This is a genomic window from Actinospica robiniae DSM 44927 (assembly GCF_000504285.1).
Lineage (GTDB): Bacteria > Actinomycetota > Actinomycetes > Streptomycetales > Catenulisporaceae > Actinospica > Actinospica robiniae.
Genome location: NZ_KI632511.1, coordinates 9,806,643 through 9,830,941 on the forward strand (window position 1 = coordinate 9,806,643; position 24,299 = coordinate 9,830,941).

The window sequence follows — 24,299 nt, forward strand, 5'->3', positions numbered from 1 at the left end:
GAATCGTCCCGCCACGATCACCTTGAGGCTCGAGGGAGTACAGCTATGCGGGTCCTGGTCACCGGTGGAGCCGGGTTCATCGGCTCCAACTACGTGCTGCAGCTGCTCGCCGAGCAGCCCGAGGGGACGAGCGTCACCGTCCTGGACTCGCTGAGCTACGCGGCCAACCGCGCCAGCCTCGACCCCGTCGCCGACCGGATCGAGTTCGTCGAGGGCTCGACCGCCGACCGGGAGGTGACCGAGCGCCTCGTCGCCGAGGCCGACGTCGTGGTCAACTTCGCCGCGGAGAGCCACAACGACAACTCCCTGAACGACCCGACGCCGTTCCTCCAGTCGAACGTGATCGGGACCTGGAACGTGCTCGAGGCCGTGCGCCGGTACGACGTGCGCCTGCACCACATCTCCACCGACGAGGTGTTCGGGGACCTCGCGCTCGGCGACCCGGCCCGGTTCACCGAGCAGACCCGCTACCGGCCGTCGAGCCCCTACTCGGCCACGAAGGCGAGCGCCGACCACCTCGTCCGGGCCTGGGCGCGCTCGTTCGGGATCCGCGCGACGATCTCGAACTGCTCGAACAACTACGGTCCGCGCCAGCACGTGGAGAAGTTCATTCCGCGGCAGATCACGAACATCCTCGAGGGCGTCCGGCCGAAGCTCTATGGCGCGGGCACCAACGTGCGCGACTGGATCCACGTCGACGATCACAACAGCGCGGTGCAGGCGATCATCGAGAAGGGCACCATCGGCGACACGTACCTGATCGGCGCGGAGTGCGAGGTCGACAACCTCACCATCGTGCGCACGCTGCTGCGGGTCATGGGCAAGCCGGAGGACTGGTTCGACTTCGTCTCGGACCGTCCCGGCCACGACGTGCGCTACGCGATCGACCCCGGCAAGATCGGCAGCGAGCTGGGCTGGCGCCCGCGGTACCACGACCTCGAAGCGGGCCTCGAGGCGACCGTGGCCTGGTACAGCGACCACCGCGAGTGGTGGACGACGGCGAAGCACGCGGCGGAAGAGGCGTACGCGCAGATCGGCCGGTGACGGGAGGGATCCTGGCGGCCGGTGACTTCCTGCTGCGACCGCCGGACGTGGCCGAGCACCGTGAAGTGCTCGAACTCGGCCTCGACCCCGACGTCAGGCTGTGGAACCCGCGCTGCCGGATCACCGACGAAGCGAGCGCGATCCGCGACTGCGTCGAGGGCGCAGACTGGTCCGACGGCAGCCACGCAACGTTCTCGATCATCCACCGCGACAGCGGCCGATACGCCGGCAACATCGCGCTGCACGGCCTCGAACCAAACACCGGCCAAGCCCACATCGGCTACCGGGTGGCGCGTTGGACCCGTGGCCAAGGCGTCGCCACCCAGGCCGTCAACGCTGTGGCGGCCTGGGCCTCGACGCACCGGTCGGTGCGGCGCATCCTGCTGACCCACGCCGTCGAGAACGTCGCGTCCTGCCGCGTCGCCGAGAAGAGCGGCTTCTGCCTCGACCACCTGCTCCCCGCGCACAAGCAATTCGGCGACGGTCTCGTCCACGACGAGCACCTGCACGTCCGGGACTGCTAACGGGAGTTGTTGATCGGCTGGCTTGTCGGGTCGTGGTGTGGGCGGCCGCTTCGCGTCGCCCTGTTTGTCTGACCACCCGTTACCTTTTACGTGTCCCCGCAATGGGGGCGCCTGGCCTCCGGGCCCGGTATGGCTCTGCCACCCTGCCGTGTCTATGGCCTTGGGCGTGTTGCCGCCGGGTTTTGGAGCACTGCCTGACCGCTGATAAGGGGCCTGGTCCGCATCCCGTGCCCGGCGCAACGCCGGGCGTTTTCTCGGGGCGGCCTGTGTAACGTGGTTGCCGGCTGCGGTGCGATGGTCGAGGCCAGGGCCATGCGAAGTAGAAGGCGGCGAGCGTGTACGACACCAGCGGTATCGGGGTCTTCCTCGGCCTGGACGTGGGCAAGGGCGAGCACCACGCCCACGGGGCTTGTCAATTGGAGTGTGTAAGTTTGGGGACGGTTCTTCCTTCTTCGGGTCTCCGTCGGCGGTTGCCGTCGGTGACGGTTTTGCTGGTCAGACCGGGAGTTTGCCGGGGAAGCGGATCGCGAAGTCGTTCAGGGCCCGCTTCCAGCCGTAGGTTCCGGTGCCGCGTAGCTGTCCGGCCGGCACGTGGCGGCCCTCGCCGTCGATGTGGCGGCCCTCGATGCGGCGGATGCCGAGGTAGAGCAGTTTGATCGCGGCGTCGTCGTCGGGAAAGTGCCCGCGGGTCTTGCTGATTTTGCGGAGCTGGAAGTTCATCGACTCGATGGCGTTGGTCGTGTAGATGACCCGTCGCAGCTCGAGGGGGAAGTCGAGAAACGGTATGAACGTCTCCCAGGACCGCTCCCATGCGGAGATCACCCCGGGTGCGCTGCGGGCGAACGTGCCGCGCAGCGCTTCGAGCGCGGCCTCGGCGGCCGAGGCGTTCGCGGCGGTGTAGATCGGGCGCAGCGCGGCGGCGATCTTCTTGCGGTCGGCGTAGGCGACATACCGCATCGAGGTGCGGATCAAGTGGACCACGCAGGTCTGCACGATCGCCTCGGGCCATACGTGCCCGATCGCCTCGGGCAGCCCGCTCAGCCCGTCGCAGCACACGACGAGGGCGTCTTTCAGGCCCCTGTTGCGCAGGGAGGTCAGGACGTTGAGCCAGAACCGGGAGCCCTCCTTCTGCTCGATCCAGATGCCGAGCACCTGCTTGTACCCGTCGGTGTCCACGCCGATCACCAGGTGCGCGGCCTTGTTCACGACGCTGCCGGACTCGCGGACCTTCACCACGATCGCGTCGATGTAAAGGATCGGATACACCGCGTCGAGCGCGCGGTTCTGCCATTCGGCGATCTCCTCGCGCACCACCTCGGTCACGTTGGAGACCAGCGCGGGGGAGATCTCGGCGCCGTAGACCTCGGCGAGGTGGTCGCGGATGTCGCGGGTGGACATCCCCCGGGCGTAGAGCGAGAGGATCATCTCGTCGACCTGCCCGAGCCTCTTGGTGCGCTTGGGCACGATCCGCGGCTCGAACGAGCCGGCCCGATCACGCGGGACCTGCAGGCGCACCGGCCCGGACGCGGTGACCACGGTCTTGGGGTAGGAGCCGTTGCGCGAGTTGGGCGAGCCGACCCCGGCCGGATCCCCCTTCTCGTAGCCGAGGTGATCCGCCATCTCCACCTGCAGCGCCCGCTCGAGCACCGCCTTGGTGATCGCAGCCAGCAGCTCCTGCGCCCCGCCCCCGGCCTTCTCGGCCTCGGCCAGCAGAGAGTCGATCGCCTCCGGAGCCAGGATCGCAGCGACCCGACGGGCACCCTCGACCTGCTCGAGCTCCTCCACCAGATGCTCCTCGGCCTCCACCGACAGCACCTGGTCCATCTTCTTGCCACTCACAGCGTGTCACCATTTCTAGCAGCCAGGCACTACCACCTGCTGCTCAACAGGTCACCCGCTTACACACTCCATTAGACACGCTCCGCCCACGGGCTGACCCCGGCCGGCAAGACCGTCTACGACAAGCGCCTGCCGAACACCGAACCGAAACTGCGCGCCCTGTTCGAGAAGCTGATCGCGAAGTTCGCCACCGTCCTGGTGATCGTCGATCAGCCCGCGAACATCGGCGCGCTGCCGCTGAGCGTCGCCCGCGACGTCGGCTGCCAGGTCGCCTACCTGCCCGGCCTGGCCATGCGCCGCGCCGCGGACCTCTACGAGGGCGAGGCCAAGACCGACGCCCGCGACGCCGCCGTGATCGCCGACGTCGCCCGCACCGCACCCAGGGCGCTGCGCACCCTGACCGTGCTCGATGAGACCGAGGCGGAACTGGCCATGCTCGTCGGGTTCGACCAGGACCTCGCGGGCGAGTCGACCCGCACCTCCAATCGGCTGCGCGGCCTGCTCACCCAGATCCACCCCTCCCTCGAACGCGTCCTGGGCCCACGCATCCAGCACCAGGCCGTCCTCGCGCTACTCGCCCGGTACGGCTCCCCTGAACTGCTCGCCGAGGCCGGCACCCGACGCATCGTCAAACTCCTGAAACCCCTGGCCCCGCGCCTGGCCGAGCGCCTGGCCGAGGAGATCGCCGAGGCCCTCGCAGAACAGACGGTCGTGGTGCCCGGCACCCGGGCCGCAGCCCTCGTCATCCCCTCCCTCGCCCGCCAGCTGACCGAGATCCTCGCCCAACGCCGCACGCTCGAGGGACAGCTCAGTGCCCTGCTGGAGGCCCACCCTCTTTCCCCGCTCCTGACCTCGATGCCCGGCATCGGGATCAGGACCGCCGCGACCATCCTGACCACCGTCGGCGACGCCGCCACCTTCCCCACCGCCGACCACCTCGCCTCCTACGCAGGACTTGCCCCGGTCACCAAGTCCTCCGGCAGCTCCATCCGCGGCGAACACGCACCCAGACGCGGAAACCGGCAGCTCAAACGCGCCATGTTCCTCTCCGCCTTCGCCGCCCTGGCCGACCCCGACTCCCGCGCCTACTACGACAAACACCGCGCCGCAGGCAAAACCCACACCCAAGCAATCATCCGCCTCGCCCGCAGACGCATCAACGTCCTCCACGCCATGCTCCGCAACGCCACGCTCTACACGCCCCACACCGCCACCACATAACCCGAGCAACACCCACCCACATGCCCGTTACAGCGAGCAGCCCAGACTTGACGGAAGACATAGGGGCACGCCCACCCGTTGCGTTGGCGGGGCGAGCTGCGGTTTCAAGATCGAAAGTCGCCGCTGGCAGGCCCTTCCCTCGGAGAGAGTGCCGGGTTTGCGTGGGTGCTGGCGTGGGGGACGGGCTGGGGTTCGTGATGGTCAGGTGCCGGGGGTGTGTTCTCTCCTCGGTTGGTCCCCGGAGGCAATCAGGGACCTGCCGGGAGGTCAAGCGGCGGTGACTTGGGTTGATGCTGGATCTTGCATCGCGCCGCTTGACCTCCCGGCAGAACCCTGATCGGGCTTCGCCTGCCCGACCGAGGAGAGAGCCCACCCCCTGGGGGAGTGGTGCGAGCTGCGCTCGGGCCGAGCCGGGTGGCTTGGCCGTGCTCGGTGCGGAAGGATTCTGCATCACCGTGATTCGACCGTCCCGATTCCCGATCCGCGCCAAGGGTCGGTGCTCCGGTCGCGCGTGATGTGAAATCTCACATCGCCCTGGTGCGCTCCGCCTCGATCCCAGACCTCGCGGGAGAATCCCGCAGCGCCAGCCGCGTTCGATGCGGAAGGATTCTGCATCGCCCTGGTCCGATCCACCCGGTGCCCACGTACTGCGCAGGATCGGGGGGCCCGGTCGCGCGCCGAGGGGAAATCCTGCACCGCTTTCGGCCATACCCCCGACGCCATCTGCCCAGCCACCCCGTCCACCACCCTCCCGTCACAAGCCTCGACCCTCGTACTCTTCCATGCTAGATGCCACCACTGACAAAAGCCATGAATCCGGCCTTCACCTGATAAGCGAAGATGCTGGAGATTTCCGGGCACTCGGGCGCGTTCCCCGGCGTTGAAGGAGTAGAGAAGGCAAGAGCAGCCCAGAACGGCGGTGCAGGATTCTTCCGGATCGGGCGCGGCCGGGCCGCGGGGTGGGACTCGGCTCGAGCGCAGCTCGCACCGGACCCTCAGGGGGTGTGTTCTCTCCTCGGTCGGGCAGGCGAAGCCCGATCAGGGTTCTGCCGGGAGGTCAAGCGGCGCCATGCAGAATCGAGCATTAGCCCAAGTCACCGCCGCTTGACCTCCCGGCAGGTTCCTGATTGCCTCCGGGGACCGACCGAGGAGAGAGCACACCCCCGGCACCTGACCATCACGAACCCCAGCCCGCCCGCCAACGCCAGCACCCACACAGCCCCGGCACTCTCTCCGAGGGAAGGGCCCGCGCCGGAGGCGAGATATTGAAACCCCAGCCCACCCCGCCAACGCAACGGGTGGGCGCGTGGTCAGACGAACAGGCGACGCGAAGCGACCGCCCCGAGCCACGACGACCACCCCGACCCGACAAGCCACCACGCCCCACGGGCACTCAGCCGATCATCAATTCGCAGTAATACATCCCGATCGGACCCTTACTCCAGGCTGGATCCGCTGACGACCGGCTTGCCCTGGCCGAGGAAGAATACGCCAGGATATCCGGCCGTGTAGAAACCCTTGCTGACGTTGCTGTGCAGCGTAGAGCCGTTGACTGTCATCGTGCCAGAGCGGTCGTTGCTGACGTAGAACACCGCGCCGCCGCCCTCGTTGGCCTGGTTGTGCTCGATCACCGAGTCAGTGATCGTCAGGGTGTAGGTGTTGCCGTCGTTGTAGATCGCCCCGCCGCTGCCGCCGCCGGGGGTGCCGCTGCGGGCCGGGTTGGCGCCCACGCCGATCGCCTCGTTGTACGTCATCACGCAGTCGATCACGTCCCAGGACACGCCGATGCTGCTCAGCGCGCCGCCGTTCGAGCAGACGCCGCCGAGGCCGGCGGCGCCGCCGAAGGTGCTCTTGACGACGTAGACCGGCAGGTTGTTCCACTGCTCCAGCGCGCGCACGGCGGCGCCGCCGAGGTCGGGGCCGGTGGAGTCGCAGCGGTTGCGGGTGAACCGGTCGTTGACGATCTTCAGCCTGCCGCCGCTGGCGAACACGGCACCGCCGCCGCCGCCGTAGGCCGCCTGGCCGGTCGAGTTACCGTCGGTGAAGGTCAGATTCTGCAGCGTCAGCTGCGGGTACTGCTGATTCTGGCAGTGCGAGGTGGTCCAGGTCTGCGCCTTGTCGCACGTGTTCATGTACAGGATCCGGCGCACGCCGCCGCCGCTGAGGGTGACCTTGCCGCCGCCGTCGAGCACCACGGTCTGGGCGGAGTTCACGACCTTCGCGGTGGCCGTCATGGTAATCACGACCGGGGCCGGCCCGCAGGAGAAGGTGATCAGGCCGCCCTTCGCGACGGCGCTGACGACGGCTGCGGACGTACAGCTCGCCGCGGTGCCGTCGCCGACGACCCGGGTCGGGTGCGAGGTGTCCACCGGCTCGGCGGCCGACGGGATCGTCGCGTGGCCCTGGGGATTGCCGGGGCTCGGCAGTACGGCGGCGGTCGACGGCGCGGCGCTCGGCGAGGCGGATGAGGGCGAGGCCGAGGGCGACGGCGACGCGGACGCCGAGGACGCGGCGGGTGTCGCCGGGGCCGTGGTCACGAGGCCCGCGGGCTTCGTGTCCGCGGCCGGGCCGGCCTGCGCGGCGTTCGAGCCGCAGCCCGAGAGCGAGGCCGCGGCCAGGGTCAGACCGGCCAGGAGCGCGAGTGCGGCTTTAGAGCGCCGTGGAGGAAGCACCCGCCGATGGTAGCGCCCTATCAGCTCTCGTCCGGCGGTATCTCCGAGAACCGTGGATTGCCGCCGCTGTACACGCGATTCACTCGGTACCCACGGACGTCCGCGTCAGCGCCAGCAGTTGGCGGGTGTGGCCAGGCAGCTCCATCTCGGCGAAGCCGGCGAGGATGCCGCCGAGGGGCATGGCCTGATCGACCATCAGCTTGCCCTGCGACACCAGCAGCGTGGGCACCTGCGCCGCGAGCTCGGCTTCGCTCAGCGCCGCGCCATCGGCGAGCGCGCACAATGCCTGGCATTGGAGGCGGATGCGCTCGCGCAATCCGGTGGCGCCGCCCGCGGTCTCGACGAGGCGGTCCAGCGTCCAGGTGTCCTGCGCGAGCCGGTTGTCGTAGGTGACGTTCGCCCCGCCGATGACCGCGCAGACGGTGCGCACGGTGTCCGCGCTCAGGATGCTGACATGCGCCAGGATCTGCGCGGCGTCCCATTCGCCGGCCGCGGGGGCCACCCGTTCGTCGTCGGACGCAGCGGCCACCGTCTCCGCCGCGTCGAGAAACGCCCGGTAAGCGGCGCCCAGGGCGCTCGCCGTGTCGCTGTTCATGTTTTCCTCCGGTTCCGGTACGCCGCTCAGGCGTGCTCGCTCGGGCTCATCTCCCACGGCGCCTGCGGCAGCACGTCGCCGGTCTCCAGCAGCGACTTGAGGTTCGCCAGCACGGCCGGCCAGCCCCGCGAGATGCCGCCGAGCATCTCCAGGTTCGGCAGCTTCTCGTGCGTCACGGTCAGCCGGACGATGTCCTGGTGCGGCTCCACCTCGAAGGTCACCACGGAGGCCTCCCGGTCGCTGTCCGGGGAGTCCTCGAACGTGATCACCAGCCGGTGCGGCGGCTCGGCGGCGAGGACCCGGCCGACGACGTCGACTGCGCCCGATCCGTCGGCGCGCCGATGCTCCCACCTCGATCCCGGCTTCCAGTCCGAGACGTTGGCGTGCCCCCAGAAGCGGGCCGTCAGGTCGGCGTCCGTCAGCGCCCGCCAGACCTGCTCGGCCGTGGCGCGGATGTAGGTGACGTACACGTAGTCCGGAACCGGGCTGTCGGGACGGGTCCCGGTGGCTTCGGCGGTGGTGGGGTCGGCGGCTTTGGCGGCCATGGCGTACTCCTCTGCCTGGGTCTTGACGGCGCTGAGGGCGAGCAGGCGCGGCTTGTCGAAGCCTGAGATCCAGCGCTCTTCGATCTCGTGGATGGGCACCGGGTTGAGGTAGTGCAGCCGCTCCCGGCCGCGCCGCACGACGGTGACCAGCCGGGCCCGCACGAGCAGGTCGAGGTGCTGGGTGAGTGACTGCCGGGCCATCGTCAGCGCCGCGCACAGCTCGGTGAGGGTCTGCCCGTCGCGCTCCCGCAGACGGTCGAGCATCAGCCGCCGGGTCGGGTCGGCCAGGGCCTTGAAGACCAGGTCCAGTTCCTCGTCGTGACCGCTCACGACTCCATTATGCAGGTATCTGCCTGCATAATGTCAAGTGCAACGATCACGCCGGCGAGGCGCATCTCTCCGGCGCGTCCGGGCATCCGCAGTGCTATCGAATCGCCGAGCCGCGGCGAGGAAGGAGATCCTGCGATGTCCATCGGCGCCAACACCTCGGTGATCACGGCCGGGGCGGTCCTGACTTTCGCCACCCGCTTCCACCTGGACGGCGTGAACATCTCCGCCGTCGGCATGGTGCTGATGCTGGTCGGCCTGGCCGGCCTGATCCTGCAGATCACCGCGCTGCGCCGGCAGCGGCAGCTGACGACGGCGCAGGCGGCGGCCCCGAACGCGGTGTTGGTGCGGCCCGGAGTGCGCGACTACTACTCGGGCACCACGGCCGACCCGCTGCCGCCGGGCGCGGAGCTGACGGCCGACCAGATCCGCGCGTACTACGAGAGCTACGAGTAGAAGAGCCGCTCAGGCCGAGAGCGAGTCGGCGTCGCCGAGCTCGACGACGGTGCCGCACTTCGCGCAGACCAACCGGTTCGAGCCGAACGGGATCGGCGCCATCCCGCACTCCTTCAGGTGCTTCTCGGTCGCCTCTTTCATGCGCTTGTCCTGACCCTGAGCCGCCTCGGTCTTGGACTTGAGATAGTCGGGCCGCCGCCCCCGTTCCTCCGCCGCGCCGGCGCTGCCCGGCCGGGCGCCGCCGCGCATCTGCCCGAAGGACTGGGTCGCCGACTGGCCCGACTCCGCCTGCTCGGCCGCCGCAGCGTCCGCCGCCCCGATTCCCGTCCCGGTCGAGCCGGATCGGCTCAAGCCCAGCTCATCCACCTCGCCCGTCTCGACCGAACCCTGGCCCAGCGCCGTGCCCGACGTCAGGGGAGCGCCGAAGGACGTGGCCAGGCCGCCGCCGGTACCGCCCGCGGGCAGCAGGCCGCCGGCGCCGAGGGAGAAGCCGCCCGCAACGCCGCCCCCCGGCAGCGACAGCTCGCCGCCGCTGAGCAGGGTGTTGGCGTGGCCGGCGATCTCCGACTCCAGCTGGTCCGCGCCCGCGGCCTGGGTGCGCAGCCCCTGCGCGGTGTCGTCGGCGAAGCCCTGCGTCGTCGAGGTCACGTCGGTCACGATCTTCTGCACCGTGCCCTGGGCGATCATCGAGATGGCCCCGCCGATCCCGGTCCCCGAGCTGCTGAGCGGCGTGCTCGTGCCCGCGGCCAGCGCCGAGCCGTGGTCCGCCTGCGTCGAGCCGTACCCCGCGATCACGTCGGCGGCGGCCCGGTACTCGTCCGGATCGAGAGTGTAACCCGTGCCCATGGCCGGTTTTATCCCTTCTGCGCGCCAGCTGCAGGCGATAGGTGAGTATTGATTCAGGAGGCGGATGACGCGGTCGTCGAGCTGCCCGAACTCCCCGAACCGAGCCGGACGCCCGGGAAGAGCATGTTCTCCACCGCGCCGGCGATCGTGTTCTCCAGCGGCGTCGCCACCGCCTCAAGCAGCTGCCCGATCACCTGCTGGGCCAGCGCGTTCAACTGCCCCTGCACCGTGGTCTGGGTGCCCTGCACGATCGCCGGGATGGCCGCCGTCGAGGTGCCGCCGGTCACCGCCGCGGCGGCCTGGGCCGCGGCGATCTGGGCGGCCATGGCCGTCAGCGCCGCGATGATCGTGCCCTTGACCGCCACCACGACCACCGCCGCCGCGTCCAGCGCGTCGGCGAACGAGTGGCAGCCGCTGACCAGCGGCTTCATGTGGGTGTTCGAGGCGCTCTCCCAGCCGGCGCTCAACGCGTCGTACGCGTCGCCCTGGCTGGTCGAGGCGAGCGACTTGACCTTGGCGTGCGCCGCGTCGTGGGTGTCCGAGGTGTTCTGGGCGTAGGTCCGCACCTGCGTCGCCCAGTTGTGCAGCTCGTCCTCGTCGATGTCCGGCCACGGGATGCCCACCAGGTTCAGGCACCAGGTGAGCTGGCTGGGCAATTGGATGCTCATGTGCGCGACCTCCGCGTCTCCTCGCACTCCGGTGTTCCCGCCGGCCGTCGGGGACAAGCGTCGCAGGACACGAATGGGACCGGTCCCGGGGTCGCGGTGGGTCAGAGCGCGCGCCGTCGGCGCTGCACGCCGAGCACGACGAATCCGATGACCAGCCAGATCGCGCCGACGACCTGCGCCGCGCCGGCCGCCTGGGTGATCACCGCGATGGTGACGGCCGCGCCGAGCAGCGGCACCACGACGTGGGCGAGCGGGCGGACGCGGTGGTCCCCGCCGCGTCTGCGGACCGCGAAGAAGCCGACCACCGCAAGGTGCAGCAGCGTGAAGGCGACCAGGGCGCCGATGTCCACGACGGAGACGAGTCGGTCCAGGCCGTCGTCGCGGCTCGCCGCCCACACCGCGGCCGCCAGCGTCACCACGGCGGCGCAACTCAGAGCCAGGCGCGGCACGCCCGAGGCGCGGTCCACCTGGGCGAGCACCCGCGGCAGCCGGCGTTCCCGCGCCATCGCGAACAGCAGCCTTCCGGCCGCCGCCTGCCCGGCCAGCGCCGCGAACGCCGCGCCGATGGCTTTGCTGACCGCGACCAGATCGTGCAGCCACGAACCCACCGCCGCGTCGACCGTGGTGTAGAACTCCGCGCCCTGCGCGCCGGGATCCGCTTCCAGTTGCGCCGCCGACTCGGGGGAGAGCAGCGCCGCGAGATACGTCTGCAGCGCGAACAGCACACCCGCGACCGCCAGGCAGGTCAGCACGGCGCGCGCCACCTTCGCCGAACCGCCCGTGGTCTCCTCCGCGAACGAGGCGATGGCATCGAAGCCCAGGTAGGAGAGCACGGCTACGGAGACCGCGCCGAGCACCGCCCCGATCGAGAACCCGCTCTGCCCGGTCAACGGGCTGAGCCAGCCGTGCCGTGCGCCGTGCAGCACGAGTTCCACCGAGGCCGCGACCACGAACACCGCGAGCACCACGATCTCCATCGCCAGCACCAGGAAGCCCACGAACGCGGCGGTGTGCACGCCCATCAGGTTCAGGCCGGTGGTGACCACGACGGCGATCGCCGTCCAGATCCACTGGTGTACGGACGGGACCAGCGAGTTCATCGCGATCCCGGAGAACAGGTAGGCGACCGCCGGGATCAGCACGTAGTCGAGCATGACCATCCACCCGGCGATGAACCCCGCGCCCTCCCCGAGCCCCACCCGGGCGTAGGTGAACACCGACCCGGCCTGCGGCGCCACCCGCACCATCTGCGCGTAGGAGAACGCGGTGAACGCCATCGCGATCGTCGCCACCACGTACACCAGCGCGATCGCGCCGTGCGACCTCGCCTGCAGCGCTCCGAAAACCCCGACCGGCGCCATCGGCGCGATGAACAACAGGCCGTAGACGATGAGGTCGCGGAAGCCCAGCGTGCGGTGCAGCGCGCCCTCGCCGGACGGGGTGCCGGACGGGGCCGCGGTCGTCGTCATTGAGCGCCTTCGAACGGGTGGTCCGGATGGTCGTCCTGCCTACCAGCATCGCCCGGGGCGCTCCGGATCACGCGTTGCGCCCGGCGAATGGATGACGCGGCCGCCGCCGCACGCCGCGCTACCCTGTGACCCGGGCCGGGAGGCGGCACCGACCGAGGCGATGATCAGGAGTCCGATGCACCCGTTCCGCAAGGCCGTCGAAGCACGCGACACCGCGGCGATCGAGGCGATGCTCGCCGAGAACGTGGTGTTCACCAGCCCGGTCGCGTTCAAGCCGTACCCCGGCAAGGCGGTCACGGCGGCGATCCTGCGCGCCGTGCTGCGCGTGTTCGAGGACTTCCGCTACGTCCGCGAGATCGAGGGCGCCGACGGCCGCGACCACGCGCTCGTCTTCACGGCCACCGTCGACGGCCTCCAGATCAACGGCTGCGACTTCCTGCACTTCGACGAGGACGGCTTGATCGACGACTTCATGGTCATGGTCCGGCCGCTCTCCGGTGCGCAGGCGCTCGCACAGGCCATGGGCGCCGAGTTCGAGCGCATCACGGCAGAGGCGCTCGGGCGCTAAGGTAGGTGATCATGACCGAGCCCGCCGAGCCCGCCGAGCCCGACCGCGACCTGCCGTCCGGGGACGACTACCCCGCCATGGTCGGGCCGGGTGCCGAGATCCGGCGCGCCGGTGCCGGCGCGGCCCGCGCCGTGGCCGACCTCGGCGCCGTCCTCGCGCAGGTCGAGCGCGGCAAACTCAAGTGCAGTGCCACCTCGCAGCGGCCGAGCGAGATCACCACCCGGATGATCGGGCGCGCGCTGGCCGGCGGGGACTACTACCCGGACGAGGACATCGCGTCCTTCGCGTGGCCGCTGCTGCTGCTGGCCGGCGGGCTGGCGCGGCTCGAGGGGCCGTGGATGCGCACCACCGCACGCGGCCGCACGGTGCTCGAGGAGCCGCGGGCCGAGCATCTCCAGGGCCTGTGGGAGCGCTGGCTGCTCAAGGCGCCGATCGACGAGTTGATGCGGGTGGACGCGATCCGCGGCCAGCGCAAGCCGGGCGTGCTGAGCGCACCGACCAAGCGCCGGGCGGCCGCGGCAGCCGGGCTCGCGCGGCTGCCGGTCGGCGAGTGGGTGGCCGTGGACCGGCTCTTCGACCTGGCGCGGACGCTCGAGCCGCCGCTGGCGGTGCCGAGGACGCCGAAGGCGGTGTGGGACCTGTACGTCGAGGACGCGGAGCGCGGCAGCCTCGGCTACGCCCCCGAGGATCTCGGCGAGGCCGGGGCGTGGGACGTGCTCGAAGGCAGATATCTGCTCTGCGTGGCGTTCGAGTACGCTGCGACGCTCGGCCTGCTCGACGTCGCGTACCGCGGCCCGGAGGACGCGCGCGAGGACTTCCGCGGCCTGTGGGGCACCGCGGACTACCGCTACCTCTCGCGTTACGACGGCCTGCTCGCCGTACGCCGCAACGGTTCCGGCGACGCAGACTACTGATTCATAACGGTCCTCGTATCCTGATTCTGCGGGCCGCGCTCAGCAGCTCTCCCGGGGCGGCAGCCCGTCCGCGCGCACCAGCCGGTCCCGGTAGGTGGAGGTCGCGAACTCCAGGAAGCGGTCCACATCCGCCTTGTTCGACGCCAGCCCCAGCGAGGCCCGCACCGCGCCGCCGCTGGGCAGGCGCAGCGCCTGCAGGTACTGGTCGATGCTCTGGATCTGCCGGCTCACCTGCCCGTTCAGCTCCTTGTCGCCGATGTCGAAGGCCAGCTCGCCCGCGCCCGGGTTGCAGAAGCAGCCGGTTCGTACGCTGATGCGCTCGGCACCGGCGTCCGTCTGCACGATCCGCTCGTCCACCACCCGGCCGCGCGCGTCCAGGAAGTTGAAGGAGACCGTGCCGCCCCGGTCCACGGTGTCCAAGGGTCCGTAGATCCGCACCAGCGGCGAGCCGTCGGAATGCGTCAGCGCCGAGAGCCCGTCGAGCATCCACCCGGTCAGGCAGCGCACCCGGGTGCCGATCGTCTCGATGCCCAGCCCGCGCAGCCAGCGCAGCCCGTACTCGACGTCCGGGATGCTGTGGAAGTTGACCGTGCCGTCCTCGAACGCCGTCGCGCCGTCCGCCATCACGTGCCAGTCGCCCTGCACGCTCACCGCGTGGATCGTGCCGCCGGAGAACCACGGCCGGTTGAGCCGTTCCAGCGCCTCCCTGCGGGCGATCAGGCAGCCGATCCCGGTCGGGTAGCCGAAGAGCTTGTACCAGCTGATCGTGACGAACTCCGGGTGCACGAGGGAGAGGTCGAGCTTCGTCGTCGGGACCAGCGCCGCCGCGTCCAGCAGCACGTCGAAGCCGTGCCGCTGGGCCGTCGCGACCCAGCGCAGCGGGTGGCGCACCCCGGAGAAGTTGCTCTGCCCCGGGTAGGCGAACAGCCCGGCGCGCGCGCCGTGGCCGTAGACCGCGGCGTCCGCCAGCGCGTCTTCGAGCATGGATTCGTCCACCCGCAGCTCAGGCCCGGAGCCGGGGATGTAGCGCACCTGCGAGCGGGCGCGCCGGGCGTGCTCGCGGATGCCGTTGACCGAGTTGTGGTTGTCGAAGGTGAGCAGGAAACGGCTCTGCGGGTCGAACGGGTAGGCCTCGCCCACCAGCCGGCAGGCGGCCGTCGCGTTCGCGGTGAACACCGCCGTGTACTCGCGCGGATCGGCGTGGAAGTAGTCCAGCACGGCCAGCCGGCAGGCCTCGACCAGGTCGGTCGAGGCCTGCGAGGCCGGATTCGCCGAGTGCGGGTTGCCGAAGCACCCGTCGGCCAGCCGCTCGGCGTGCGAGCGGTACTGGCTGACGGCCGCGAGACCGGCGCCCGTGTAGTCCAGGTAGACGTGCCCCTCCCGGTCGAGATAGCCGTACTCGGTCCGGCGGATCTCGTCGAGCAGCGCCGTGCGCGCGTACTCGGGGAACGCGGTCTGGAAACGGGTGGCCGATTCCTCGGAAATCGTGGTCAACGGTTGCCTCGCCTCCGCTTGGGTAGCCTGCGGGCCAGCAGCGCGGCCGCCACGGCCAGGAAGAGCACGGCGAAACCGGCCAGGCGCCACCAGTCCGCGGTCGCCGAGCCGTCGAAGGTGCGGCCGTAGGAGGCCAGCAGCGGCGGGCCGAGCGGGGATCCGCCGTCCCGCCACAGGTGCGCGACGTTCGCGGTGTGGCCCAGCGCCTCGAACGCCCACCGGTTGGTCATCAGCGCGCTCAGCGCCCGGCCGGGCAGCGCCATTACCGGCACCGGCAGGAACGCGCCGACGAAGAGCACCTGCGGGAAGCAGAGCATCGGCAGCATCAGCGTGGCCTGCTGCGGCGAGGCGACCGCGGCCGAGGCCAGCAGCCCCAGCGTCAGCGCGCAGACCGAGGCCAGCAGCAGGCTCACCATCAGCTGGGCCAGCCCCGCCGCGCCGAGTGAGGGCAGCCGCCCGGTGCCGGCCAGCACCGCCAGCAGCACCGCGTCCACCACCGCCAGAACCGGCAGCATCAGGGTGACCTTGGAGAGCAGGTACGGCGCGATCCGCAGGCCCACGATCCGTTCGCGGCGCAGGATCGGGAACTCGTCGCAGATCTGTGACAGCCCGTAGGTGAGCCCGAAGAAGAACCCGCCGAAGGCGATCCAGAACAGGATCATCGCGCTCGTGCTCGGGCTCGGATCCGCGAAGTCGAACGCGCCCGGCCGGAACATCATCAGGAACATCACGATGATGATCGCCGGGCAGCCGATCATGATGGCCAGGGTCAGCCGGCTGCGGGTGAGCAGGTCGAAGCCGCGCCGGGTGAACAGCAGCCACTGCCGGACCGAGCCGGGCCGGCGCCACGCCTCGGTCGCGGCGGCCTCGGCGTGCGGGGCCAGCGCGCGCTGCGGCGGCAGCGAGGCGCGCCGTTCGGCCCAGAACGCCGGGTCCGGCTGCCGGCCGAGGCAGCCGTAGATCTCCGGGAAGGTCTCCACCCCGAAGTGCTCCGGCGCCCGCCGCGGCGGGCCGGAGAAGGCCAGCTGCCCGCCCGGCGCGACCACCGCGACCAGGTCGCAGGGGTCGATGTCGGCCGGGTTGTGGCTGGTGAACACGACCGTGGTGCCGCTGGCCGCGATCCGGCCGAGCAGGCCGATCAGTTCGGCCGCGGTGGCCGGGTCGAGGCCGGAGGTGGGCTCGTCCAGGAAGAGCGCCGAGGGCCGGGAGAGCAGTTCGACGCCGATGCTGGCGCGCTTGCGCTCGCCGCCGCTGAGCCGGCTGATCCGCACGTCCTCGACCTCGCTGAGGCCGAGTGCGGTGAGCACCCCGGCCACCGCCTGCTCGATCTCCGCCTCCGAGGCGGCCACCGGCAACCGCAGCTTCGCCGCGTAGCGCAGCGTGCGCCCGAGCGGCAGGGCCTGGTGCACGATGTCGTCCTGCGGCACGTAGCCGATCCGCACGTCCTGCGCGTCGTGGAGCCGGCAGGTGGACCCGTCGTGCAGCACCGAGCCGCCGGTGGCCATGGTGACTCCGGCCAGCACGTCCAGCAGCACCGTCTTGCCCGCGCCGCTCGGCCCGACCAGCGCGGTGAGCGAGCCGGCCGGGACGACCAGCGAGACCGGCCGCAGCACCTGCTTGCCGTTGCGCAGCGAGTAAGAGGCCTCCATCGCTTCGATCGAGAGGCCGGGCAGCCCGCGCGCCGCGGGCACCGGCGCGAGGCCGATCCCGCCGGCGGTGCGGACCGCGGCGGCGGTGGCGGTCGGTCTTGCTCCAAGCTCGGGCATGGGGATTCATCCATCCTGCGGGTGTGGGAGGGAACGCAGAAACCGCGAACTCACCCTACTGTGCCCGATCGCCGGGCGAATCAGGGGTCGTCGATCTCATCCGCGCGCCGCGCGGCGCTCTCCTCGCTCGCACGGCAGGGCCCTTACCCACCCGTACCGCGCCCGACACGGACTAAGCGGCCGACTTTCACAGAGTCCTCATATGCTGGTCGGGAGTCGCGTTCCGAGCTGAAAGATTTCAGTGATATTCCGGTGCTGCGTCAGCCGGCGTGCGCGGCGAGGGCCGGGGCGCACTCGCGCGGGAAGAGGTGGTCGGCGCCGGCGATATGCAGGGTCCGGGCGAAGAGCGGGCGCACGCCGCGCAGCGCGATGGGCGGGCGGCGCAGCGCCGCGGCCTCGCGCTGGACGGCGATGAGCGCGCGCAGCCCGGGCATGTCGGCGAGCGCGGCGTCGGCGACGTCGAGCACCAGGCCGGCGCAGCGGGGCAGCTGCCCGCTCGCGGCGGCCGCGTCGAGCTCGCCGGTCAGCACCAGCACGGTGCGGCCGCCGGCCTCTGAGCGGCAGGTGATCCCCAGCGCGGCGTCGGAGGCGGGCAGGAGTCGGGTCCCGGGCATCTGATCTCTTTCGCGCAGGCTCGTGGGTGGGCCGCTTCCGTATCTCCTTGTAGTGTGTCGTCTAAACGATGACCACCTCCTGCGTCGGCGAAAGGGTGACGGCGATGGCGCATGCTCCCGGCGACGAGGCGGATCCGCGCGCGGACATCGGCGAGATCGAGGCCGCGGTGGACGCGACCCGCGGGCCGCGGGACGCGTCCGGCCCGGCCCCGTTCCTCGCCGCCCTGGTGCTGCTGCGGCAGGTGCGCGAGCAGCTGGCCGGCTGGGAGCCGGAGCTGATCGACGCCGCCCGCGCGCACGGGGCCAGCTGGGCCGATCTCGCGCCGGCGCTGGGCGTGGCGAGCCGTCAGGCGGCCGAGCGGCGGGCGCTGCGGCTGCGTCCGAGCGTGGACGCGGGCGCCTCCACCGGCGACGAGCGCGTCAGCGCGGAACGCGACCGGCGGGCGCAGGTGCGCGCGGTGGACTCCTGGGCCCGCGACCGCTCCGCCGACCTGCGGGTGCTCGCCGCGCAGGTGGGCGCGCTCACCGGGCTCTCGCACGAGGCCGAGGAGCCGATGACCGCGCTGAACGCCGCGCTCGGCAACGCCGACGCGGCCACGCTGCTCCAGCCGTTGCTGGAGGCGCGCCCGCACCTCGGAGTGGACCAGCAGGGGCTGGCCGAGCGGATCGACGCCCTGTCCGGCGACGCCGAGAGCGTGCGCGCGGACACCCGGGCGCGCCGCCGTCACTGACGCTCCGTGACCGCCGCGCACGCGGCCCGGGCAATGTCATCTTTACAGTGACACCTCCTTCTTGTCATCGGAAAGATGACATGCTAAAAAATGGGCGTCACCCAGGCACGGCGGACCCGCGCACCGGGCCCGCTCCGCTCTGACTCCAAGGAGGCTGTTCGATGACGACGCGCACCGACCCCTTCCGCGAGCTGGACCGGCTCGCCCCGACCGGAAGCCGGTCGCACCCGGCCCCGTTGCCGAGGCACGCGTATCGCGATACCAGCGCGGGTGCGGGACCTGAGGAGACCGGCGCGTCGTCAAGGCGCCCGCGGACCTCGGCCTGACCCGGTCCCTTCGCGCCTCGTCCGAGAGCGCAGCCCGTCCCCGTGCGCGCGTAGCCCGCGCCGGCCGGCGCCCAGCCGGCGACCCGCACCCCGAAAGGCCCACGATGACCACGCCCCTGGTCGTTGACGTCGCGCAGCATCAGCGCGGCCCCACGGTGATCACCGCCGCGGGGGAGCTCGACCTGTACTCCGCGCGCCGCCTGGAGACTGCGCTCATCCCCGCCGTCGAGCACGGCATCGTCGTGCTCGACACCGCGGCCGTCGTGTTCTGCGACTCCACCGGCCTGCGCGCGCTGGTCAAAGCTCAGCGCGCCGCCAGAGCCGCCTCCTCCTCGCTGCGTCTCGCGGCGACCTCCGAAGCAGTCACGCGCGTCCTCGAGCTGTCGGGCGCGCTGGCGTACTTCGACCTGTTCCCCGACGTCGACGCCGCCACCGACGAGGACCTCGCGGAGAGCGCGTGACGGCTCAGACCTCCGCCGCCTCCACGCTCTCGATCTCCGTATTCGCACGGGCCGGCCGCCGCCGCACCATGCGTACGACGCGGCGCACCGGCCACCACAGGATGGCCACGATGACGAGGAAGGGCAGCAGCCAGCCGATGACGGCGAGCAGGCCGTGCCCGATCGCGATCAGGGCGTGCCAACTGTCGACGAGGCCGGCGGAGAACGGGTTGCGGTGCTTGACGGGAGGCGCGACCACCGCGCCCGCGGACACGAAGAAGCCGACGGTGACGGTGGCGTAGGCGACCTGGTCGGCCAGCGCGCGCTGCTGTGCCTCCAGGGACTCGAGGTCTGATTCGCGGCTGGCCAGGGCCTGCTCCAGCGAGATCAGGTCGTTCATCGACGCGGCCTTGTCGATCAGTCCGCGCAGTTCCGAGATCGACGCCTTGGCCGAGGCGACGCGGCTGTCGACGTCCGCGACCTGGCCGGTCACGTCCGTCTCCGACTGGGTGCGGTAAGCGATGCCGCCACCGCCGGAAAGGGTCGCGAGCACGTCCGCCAGCCGCGACGGCGGGATGCGCAGCAGCAGCAACGCCTGCTCCTTGCCGGGCGCCGCGTTCGGCGCGGGCAGTGTCAGGGGGCTGACGCCGGTCGCGCTGCCGGCGGCGGCGTCCGCGGTGATGTCGGCGCTCGGCAGAACCTGCGAGCCGACGCCCTCCGACTCGCCCGCGACGTAGCCGCCCGCCGCGATCGCGGTCTGCTCGGCCGCATCCGCCGCCTTGTCCGGGTTCTGCACCGCCAGTTGCAGCCCGGCCATGATGATCAGGCTCTGCGGATCCGCGACGTCCGCCTTCGTGGTGCTCTCGCCCGCGCTCGACCCGCCGGCGCTCGACCCGGCCGCAGCCGGGTTGTCCGCACCGGCCTTCGCGCCCGGCACCGATTCCCCACTCGCGTTCGTGCTGCTTGCAGCCGAGTCGCTGCACCCTGCGACCAGACTCGCCCCCGCTACTGCCGCAGCAGCCAGCAGTACCGCCGCCACCGCCCGCCGTGCCCCGCCGAACCGCCCAAGCATCACCGGATCTCCACCCCTCACTCCGCGCCCCGCCGCCTGTCGGCGGGGTCGCTGCGGATTGGATGTGCGACGGCCCGCCGCGGTTCCCCTCGACTCCGAGATCGCAGGGCCCTTATCGCCGCAGGAAGGCCGCCGGGCTTTCGATCTTCCGGCTGGGGCGCGGGCCATGGTCGAGCGGAGGCGGCAGACGGCCTCGTTGATCACCTTCTGGGTGATTACACGCCGAATTCAGCCATGATTCCCCACCCGATCCTTCATCGTGGTCAGCAGACCCGGCTGATCGGCGATGAATGGGATATCCCTGAGAAGAAGACGGCGTATCGGCCGTCTGAAGAATGAGTGTCACCTCGCCGGGCTGGCGCGACAAGCAGAATGCCAACTCGTTACGGCTCTGTGACTGCCCATCACCGTGAAGTCACGGGAGTAACAAACAGCACTCTGGTATCGGGATGCGAAGTCTTCATCCGCATCACCAGAATGAAAGCGAATCAGGCTGTTGCGCTATCCAGCAAGGTCGCGGCCGCGGCGCGTGCGGCGTCGGCGGCGGTGGGATCCCGGTCCATCCGGGCGGAGGCGACCGCGCCGTCGTACAGCAGGTGCAGCTGCCGGCCCAGCGCGTCCGGGTCGGCCGCGCCGGCCTGCCCGGCCAGGTCCGTCAGCAGGGCGCGCAGCCATCCGCGGAACGTGTCCGCGGCCTGCTCGATCTGGTCGCCGGGATGGGACTCCGCGCTCGCGGCCACGAAGGCGCAGCCGCGGTAACCCGGCCGCGCGGCCATCTCGGCCTGCGCCTCGAAGACACCGAGCAGCTGCTCCCGCGGCGTGTCGTACTGCGCGACGTGCCGGCTGATCCGGTTCGCGACACTCGCGTGACGCGACTCCAGGTAGGCCCGGACCAGCGCTTCCTTGCTGCCGAAGGTGCTGTAGAGCGAGGCCTTGGCGACCCCGGCGCGCTCGATCACCCGGTCGATGCCGACCGTGTGCACGCCCTCCTCGTAGAACAGCTCGTTCGCCGCCGCCAGCAGCCGCTCGCGAGCCGAGGGCTTGGCCGTCGTGCTTCCCGCGGGCATGGACGACACCTCACTCCACAGACCGATCTGTCTATTGATACTCATCGTAGCCGCGGTTCACCCGGCCTGCACGGCTGCGGCCGCGGCCTCGGCGCGGCGCGTCCGGAGCAGTCCCGGCAGCGCGAGCACGGCGAGCACGATCACGGCCGCGCCGTACTCGTACGCGGTGTCGATCAGGCCGCCGCCACGCACCACGAGCACGCCGGCGACCACGGCCGGAAGGCCCATGCCCAGGTAGGACACGACGTAGAGCAGCGAGAGCACCCCGGCGCGCTCATGCGCCGCGGCTCGCGGCACCACCGTGCGGATCCCGCCCTGGAAGCCGCTGCCGAAGCCGACGCCGCTCAGCGCCGTCCCGATGAAGAACAGGCCGGTCGAGCGCAGGTCGAGCGCGACCAGCGTCAGGGCCACGCCGCCGACGAGCGTGAGGATGCCGGTGAGCATCACGGCGTGGGCCGAGGCCCGGCGCAGTCCGAACACCGCCACCACCGCCGTGCCGGCCAGCACGGTCAGACTCACCGAGCCCAGCACCACCTGGGAGGATCCGGTCAGGGCCCGCACGAGCGCCGGGCCGAGCGCGCCGTAGAGCCCGGCCAGCGCCCAGACCGCGAACAGCACCGGTATCGCGGTCAGGATCGGACCGCGCAGCGTCCGCGGCAGCTTGATCTCCGGGGCGATGCTGGCGAGCGCTCCCGGCTTCGGGGTGACGGTCTCGCGCATGAGCGACACGCCCAGCGCCTGCAGCACGAACACGCCGAGCAGGAAGAAGTAGATCAGGTGGGTCGGCGCGGGCAGGTAGCGCACAGCGAGCGCGGAGATCAGCGCGCCGGTCGCCGTGCCCATGCCGGGCGAGAGCGCGTTGGCGAACGTGCCGCGCTCCCGGTCGATGTCGAGCATCCCGGCGCCGATCGCGCCGAGCGCCGCGCCGGTGGACAGGCCCTGGATCACCCGCGCCGTCAGCAGCTCCGGAACGCCGTCGGCGGTGGTGAACACGAGCAGCGCCACGGCCTGGACCGCGATCGCCGCGAGCAGCACCGGGCGGCGGCCGAGGTGGTCGGAGAGCTTGCCCAGGGTGAGCAGCGCGACCAGCACCGCGAGCGCGTACACGCCGAACACGACGGTCGTGGTGATCGGGCTGAAGCCCCACCGCGCCTGGTAGATCGCGTAGAGCGGAGTAGGCGCGCTGGACGCGGCGAGCAGCGCCACGATCAGCGAGGCGAGCAGCACGATCGCCGGGAGTCCGGTCAGCCTGGGCACGTGGCCGGCGCGGCCGGCCGCCGCGGTCGAGCCGCGCCGGTCCTGCGGGTCGGGCGCCGGGGAGGCGGCGCGGCGGGCGGCGGTCACGGGCGCGGTCATGATCGGCTCCTCGGGGGAGTGGTAGACAGGTCTGTCTACTTCGATGAGCCTGAGACTAGACAGACAAGTCTGTCTAGTCAAATCGGGCGGTCCGCTGCGGGCAGCACGCCACTCGCGTGTCGGGGAAGAGCTACGGTGGGGGCGACGGGGAGTTCGAAGGGGGAGTAGGCATGACGCAGGCGGCTGAGTCAGAGGCTTTCGATCGCCGGATCGAGCCGTTCCGCACGGAGCTGCTGGCCTACTGCTACCGCATGCTCGGCTCGGCCCACGACGCGGAGGACCTGGTCCAGGAGACGTACCTGAGGGCATGGCGGGCGCGGGAGCAGTACGACGAGACCCGCAGCTCGGTGCGCACCTGGCTCTACCGGATCGCGACGAACGCGTGCCTGACCGCGCTGGAGGTCCGCGGCCGCAGACCGCTGCCGTCGGGGCTCGTGGCCGCGTCGGACCCGCTCGCGCCGCTCGTCCCGGGAGAGCGGGTCGCCTGGCTCCAGCCGTTGCCGGATTCGCTGCTGGGCGCGGGCGATCCGGCCGGAGCCGCGATCGATCGCAGCAGCCTGCGGCTGGCGTTCGCCGCCGCGCTCCAGCACCTGTCGGCGCGTCAGCGAGGCGCGCTGATCCTGCGCGACGTGCTCGGCTTCTCCGCGGCCGAGGCGGCGGAGATCCTCGGCACCACGGCGGTGTCCGTGAACAGTTCGCTGCAACGCGCGCGCACGCGGGTGAAGGACGCCGGGGCCCGGCAAGAGGACCTCAGCGAGCCGTCGGCCGCCGAGCAGCGCGCCTGGATCGACCGCTACATGAAGGCCTTCGAGAAGGCCGACATCGACGGTCTCAAGCGGCTGCTCACCGAAGACGTGATCATGGAAATGCCGCCGATGCTCAATTGGTTCGCGGGCGTCGAGAACTACGGCCTGTTCATGGAGTGGGTCTTCGCGCACGCGGGAACGAGCTGGCGGCTCGAGCCGGTCTCGGCCAACGGCCAGCCCGGCTTCGCCGCGTATCGAGCCGTCGAGGGCGGATACGAGCTGCACACGCTGCAGATCTTCACCGTCACGGCCGACGGCATCAGCCGGAACTCGGTGTTCCAGGAGCCGGAGGTCTTCGCCCTGTTCGGGCTGGCTGCCGCCGCTGCTTGAAACGGCTTGAGGAGCGCGCGATGAATTTCGGCCGCGCCGTCGGTATGTACTCGCGAGCTCGCCCGAAACGCGGCGGGCCGTCGAGTAGGGAGACACCGATGTCTGACAACCGAGCAGCCGACGAGACCGCCATCCAGGCGGTCCTGGCCGATTCGTACAAGGCGTGGCAGGCCGGCGACGCGGACGCCATGGTCGCCGACTACACCGAGGACGCGACCGCCATCATGCCCGGCTCGCTGCGCGGCAGCCGCGAGGTGATCCGCGCGAGCATGGCCCAGGCGTTCGCGGGGCCGCTGAAGAACACTTCGACCAGCAACAAGCAGCTGAGCATCCGCTTCGTCGGCGCGGCCGCCGCGATCGTCGTCGTCGAGTCGGCCATCCTGTTCGCCGGCCAGACCGAGGCTCCGGACGCGGCCAAGGTGAACGCGACCTGGGTCCTCGAGAAGCGGTACGGCCGGTGGCTGATCGCCGCGTACCACAACAGCCCGGTGCTCGCGCCCGCGCCCGCGCACTGAGGCCCGTCGCGGCAGAGCAGGCGCCGTCTGCTCCTCGGCCCGGGGAGCGGACGGCGCCCGGCGCGCTCTCCGGCGTGACGGAACGATCGAGGAA

At 71.1% G+C, this 24,299-nt stretch carries 22 protein-coding genes and 2 pseudogenes; 11 read left to right on the plus strand and 13 right to left on the minus strand.

Translation table 11 applies throughout. From position 1 onward, the window contains the following. Positions 1–45 precede the first annotated feature (45 nt). Both rfbB and ACTRO_RS42005 read left to right on the plus strand, forming a co-directional pair. Positions 46–1,044 carry a dTDP-glucose 4,6-dehydratase gene (gene rfbB, locus ACTRO_RS42000; RefSeq protein WP_034272136.1) on the plus strand — a complete coding sequence of 333 codons (999 nt, stop codon included), beginning with the start codon at positions 46–48 and terminating at the stop codon, positions 1,042–1,044. Beyond that, complete coding sequence (locus ACTRO_RS42005) at positions 1,041–1,568, plus strand: GNAT family N-acetyltransferase (RefSeq protein ID WP_051452221.1); 528 nt, start codon at positions 1,041–1,043, stop codon at positions 1,566–1,568. The genes rfbB and ACTRO_RS42005 overlap by 4 nt, the downstream gene beginning before the upstream one ends. 495 nt (positions 1,569–2,063) lie before the next feature. Here the strand turns inward: ACTRO_RS42005 and ACTRO_RS42010 are convergent, their stop codons facing one another. Next, entirely contained in the window at positions 2,064–3,392 is a 1,329-nt protein-coding gene (locus ACTRO_RS42010; RefSeq protein WP_051450066.1) for an IS256 family transposase, read from the minus strand. A gap of 99 nt (positions 3,393–3,491) precedes the next feature. On the opposite strand from ACTRO_RS42010, the pseudogene ACTRO_RS42015 reads away from it, so the two are divergent. Continuing rightward, positions 3,492–4,628: pseudogene (locus ACTRO_RS42015) on the plus strand (IS110 family RNA-guided transposase); the annotation flags it as partial. Positions 4,629–6,064: 1,436 nt separating this feature from the next. Here ACTRO_RS42015 and ACTRO_RS42020 read toward each other — a convergent pair. From ACTRO_RS42020 to ACTRO_RS42030, 3 genes are all read right to left on the minus strand, one after another. Further along, complete coding sequence (locus tag ACTRO_RS42020) at positions 6,065–7,300, minus strand: hypothetical protein (protein ID WP_051452222.1); 1,236 nt, start codon at positions 7,298–7,300, stop codon at positions 6,065–6,067. 79 nt (positions 7,301–7,379) lie between these two features. Continuing rightward, the gene (locus ACTRO_RS42025; protein WP_034272138.1) at positions 7,380–7,895 is read right to left on the minus strand and encodes a hypothetical protein; all 516 of its coding nucleotides are present in this window, start codon (positions 7,893–7,895) and stop codon (positions 7,380–7,382) included. A 26-nt stretch (positions 7,896–7,921) separates the two neighbouring features. After that, entirely contained in the window at positions 7,922–8,749 is an 828-nt protein-coding gene (locus tag ACTRO_RS42030; RefSeq protein ID WP_034279078.1) for a metalloregulator ArsR/SmtB family transcription factor, read from the minus strand. Between the two features lie 156 nt (positions 8,750–8,905). Here ACTRO_RS42030 and ACTRO_RS44680 point away from each other — a divergent pair, with 156 nt between their 5' ends. Continuing rightward, positions 8,906–9,223 (plus strand): hypothetical protein, encoded by a 318-nt coding sequence (locus tag ACTRO_RS44680; RefSeq protein ID WP_051452223.1) that lies wholly within the window; start codon positions 8,906–8,908, stop codon positions 9,221–9,223. A gap of 9 nt (positions 9,224–9,232) precedes the next feature. Here ACTRO_RS44680 and ACTRO_RS42040 read toward each other — a convergent pair whose 3' ends face one another. The 3 genes from ACTRO_RS42040 to ACTRO_RS42050 all read right to left on the minus strand — a co-directional run bounded on the left by ACTRO_RS42040 (position 9,233) and on the right by ACTRO_RS42050 (position 12,206). Next, the gene (locus tag ACTRO_RS42040) at positions 9,233–10,069 is read right to left on the minus strand and encodes a hypothetical protein (protein WP_034272141.1); all 837 of its coding nucleotides are present in this window, start codon (positions 10,067–10,069) and stop codon (positions 9,233–9,235) included. A gap of 53 nt (positions 10,070–10,122) precedes the next feature. Then, positions 10,123–10,737 carry a WXG100-like domain-containing protein gene (locus ACTRO_RS42045; protein WP_034272144.1) on the minus strand — a complete coding sequence of 205 codons (615 nt, stop codon included), beginning with the start codon at positions 10,735–10,737 and terminating at the stop codon, positions 10,123–10,125. Between the two features lie 101 nt (positions 10,738–10,838). Next, positions 10,839–12,206 (minus strand): APC family permease, encoded by a 1,368-nt coding sequence (locus tag ACTRO_RS42050; RefSeq protein WP_034272147.1) that lies wholly within the window; start codon positions 12,204–12,206, stop codon positions 10,839–10,841. Positions 12,207–12,381: 175 nt separating this feature from the next. Between ACTRO_RS42050 and ACTRO_RS42055 the strand changes: the two genes are divergently transcribed. After that, entirely contained in the window at positions 12,382–12,774 is a 393-nt protein-coding gene (locus tag ACTRO_RS42055; protein ID WP_034272150.1) for a nuclear transport factor 2 family protein, read from the plus strand. An 11-nt stretch (positions 12,775–12,785) separates the two neighbouring features. Beyond that, entirely contained in the window at positions 12,786–13,688 is a 903-nt protein-coding gene (locus ACTRO_RS42060; RefSeq protein WP_157436749.1) for a hypothetical protein, read from the plus strand. A gap of 39 nt (positions 13,689–13,727) precedes the next feature. On the opposite strand, the gene ACTRO_RS42065 is transcribed toward ACTRO_RS42060, so the two are convergent. The 3 genes from ACTRO_RS42065 to ACTRO_RS42075 form a co-directional block, all read right to left on the minus strand. Then, complete coding sequence (locus ACTRO_RS42065) at positions 13,728–15,182, minus strand: aminotransferase class V-fold PLP-dependent enzyme (protein WP_051452225.1); 1,455 nt, start codon at positions 15,180–15,182, stop codon at positions 13,728–13,730. After that, positions 15,179–16,948 (minus strand): ABC transporter ATP-binding protein/permease, encoded by a 1,770-nt coding sequence (locus tag ACTRO_RS42070; protein WP_211244616.1) that lies wholly within the window; start codon positions 16,946–16,948, stop codon positions 15,179–15,181. Before ACTRO_RS42070 ends, ACTRO_RS42065 begins: the two co-directional genes overlap by 4 nt. Positions 16,949–17,208: 260 nt before the next feature. Further along, positions 17,209–17,562, minus strand: a complete 354-nt coding sequence (locus tag ACTRO_RS42075; protein ID WP_034272153.1) for an STAS domain-containing protein — start codon at positions 17,560–17,562, stop codon at positions 17,209–17,211. A 68-nt stretch (positions 17,563–17,630) separates the two neighbouring features. On the opposite strand from ACTRO_RS42075, the gene ACTRO_RS42080 reads away from it, so the two are divergent. The 3 genes and pseudogenes from ACTRO_RS42080 (at position 17,631) to ACTRO_RS42085 (ending at position 19,080) form a co-directional block, all read left to right on the plus strand. Continuing rightward, positions 17,631–18,293: an HSP18 transcriptional regulator gene (locus ACTRO_RS42080; RefSeq protein ID WP_211244617.1), complete on the plus strand. Its 663-nt coding sequence runs from the start codon at positions 17,631–17,633 to the stop codon at positions 18,291–18,293. 161 nt (positions 18,294–18,454) lie between these two features. Next, positions 18,455–18,553, plus strand: a pseudogene (locus ACTRO_RS51245) (Hsp20/alpha crystallin family protein); the annotation flags it as partial. Between the two features lie 170 nt (positions 18,554–18,723). Further along, on the plus strand, positions 18,724–19,080 hold the full coding sequence (locus tag ACTRO_RS42085) for an STAS domain-containing protein (RefSeq protein WP_051452227.1): 357 nt from the start codon (positions 18,724–18,726) through the stop codon (positions 19,078–19,080). Between the two features lie 4 nt (positions 19,081–19,084). Here ACTRO_RS42085 and ACTRO_RS42090 read toward each other — a convergent pair whose 3' ends face one another. The 3 genes from ACTRO_RS42090 to ACTRO_RS42100 all read right to left on the minus strand — a co-directional run bounded on the left by ACTRO_RS42090 (position 19,085) and on the right by ACTRO_RS42100 (position 22,554). Further along, a complete protein-coding gene (locus ACTRO_RS42090) occupies positions 19,085–19,996 on the minus strand; it encodes a DUF4349 domain-containing protein (protein ID WP_034272154.1) in 912 nt (303 codons plus the stop codon). Between the two features lie 623 nt (positions 19,997–20,619). Beyond that, a complete protein-coding gene (locus ACTRO_RS42095) occupies positions 20,620–21,198 on the minus strand; it encodes a TetR/AcrR family transcriptional regulator (protein WP_034272156.1) in 579 nt (192 codons plus the stop codon). 57 nt (positions 21,199–21,255) lie between these two features. Continuing rightward, positions 21,256–22,554 (minus strand): MFS transporter, encoded by a 1,299-nt coding sequence (locus ACTRO_RS42100; protein WP_211244618.1) that lies wholly within the window; start codon positions 22,552–22,554, stop codon positions 21,256–21,258. 170 nt (positions 22,555–22,724) lie between these two features. Here ACTRO_RS42100 and ACTRO_RS42105 point away from each other — a divergent pair, with 170 nt between their 5' ends. Together ACTRO_RS42105 and ACTRO_RS42110 are read left to right on the plus strand one after the other, a co-directional pair. Beyond that, the gene (locus tag ACTRO_RS42105; RefSeq protein ID WP_034272158.1) at positions 22,725–23,690 is read left to right on the plus strand and encodes a sigma-70 family RNA polymerase sigma factor; all 966 of its coding nucleotides are present in this window, start codon (positions 22,725–22,727) and stop codon (positions 23,688–23,690) included. A 98-nt stretch (positions 23,691–23,788) separates the two neighbouring features. Further along, the gene (locus ACTRO_RS42110; RefSeq protein ID WP_034272159.1) at positions 23,789–24,205 is read left to right on the plus strand and encodes an SgcJ/EcaC family oxidoreductase; all 417 of its coding nucleotides are present in this window, start codon (positions 23,789–23,791) and stop codon (positions 24,203–24,205) included. Positions 24,206–24,299: the final 94 nt, after the last annotated feature.

What these genes read in the sequence shown, in the direction of transcription:
- ACTRO_RS42070 (WP_211244616.1), bottom strand. Translation starts at nt 16,948, where the DNA reads ATGCCCGAGCTTGGAGCAAGACCGACCGCCACCGCCGCCGCGGTCCGC.
- ACTRO_RS42075 (WP_034272153.1), bottom strand. Translation starts at nt 17,562, where the DNA reads ATGCCCGGGACCCGACTCCTGCCCGCCTCCGACGCCGCGCTGGGGATC.
- ACTRO_RS44680 (WP_051452223.1), top strand. Translation starts at nt 8,906, where the DNA reads ATGTCCATCGGCGCCAACACCTCGGTGATCACGGCCGGGGCGGTCCTG.
- ACTRO_RS42025 (WP_034272138.1), bottom strand. Translation starts at nt 7,895, where the DNA reads ATGAACAGCGACACGGCGAGCGCCCTGGGCGCCGCTTACCGGGCGTTT.
- ACTRO_RS42085 (WP_051452227.1), top strand. Translation starts at nt 18,724, where the DNA reads ATGACCACGCCCCTGGTCGTTGACGTCGCGCAGCATCAGCGCGGCCCC.
- ACTRO_RS42080 (WP_211244617.1), top strand. Translation starts at nt 17,631, where the DNA reads ATGACCACCTCCTGCGTCGGCGAAAGGGTGACGGCGATGGCGCATGCT.
- rfbB (WP_034272136.1), top strand. Translation starts at nt 46, where the DNA reads ATGCGGGTCCTGGTCACCGGTGGAGCCGGGTTCATCGGCTCCAACTAC.
- ACTRO_RS42105 (WP_034272158.1), top strand. Translation starts at nt 22,725, where the DNA reads ATGACGCAGGCGGCTGAGTCAGAGGCTTTCGATCGCCGGATCGAGCCG.
- ACTRO_RS42040 (WP_034272141.1), bottom strand. Translation starts at nt 10,069, where the DNA reads ATGGGCACGGGTTACACTCTCGATCCGGACGAGTACCGGGCCGCCGCC.
- ACTRO_RS42110 (WP_034272159.1), top strand. Translation starts at nt 23,789, where the DNA reads ATGTCTGACAACCGAGCAGCCGACGAGACCGCCATCCAGGCGGTCCTG.
- ACTRO_RS42100 (WP_211244618.1), bottom strand. Translation starts at nt 22,554, where the DNA reads ATGACCGCGCCCGTGACCGCCGCCCGCCGCGCCGCCTCCCCGGCGCCC.
- ACTRO_RS42010 (WP_051450066.1), bottom strand. Translation starts at nt 3,392, where the DNA reads ATGGACCAGGTGCTGTCGGTGGAGGCCGAGGAGCATCTGGTGGAGGAG.
- ACTRO_RS42055 (WP_034272150.1), top strand. Translation starts at nt 12,382, where the DNA reads ATGCACCCGTTCCGCAAGGCCGTCGAAGCACGCGACACCGCGGCGATC.
- ACTRO_RS42050 (WP_034272147.1), bottom strand. Translation starts at nt 12,206, where the DNA reads ATGACGACGACCGCGGCCCCGTCCGGCACCCCGTCCGGCGAGGGCGCG.
- ACTRO_RS42095 (WP_034272156.1), bottom strand. Translation starts at nt 21,198, where the DNA reads ATGCCCGCGGGAAGCACGACGGCCAAGCCCTCGGCTCGCGAGCGGCTG.
- ACTRO_RS42060 (WP_157436749.1), top strand. Translation starts at nt 12,786, where the DNA reads ATGACCGAGCCCGCCGAGCCCGCCGAGCCCGACCGCGACCTGCCGTCC.
- ACTRO_RS42045 (WP_034272144.1), bottom strand. Translation starts at nt 10,737, where the DNA reads ATGAGCATCCAATTGCCCAGCCAGCTCACCTGGTGCCTGAACCTGGTG.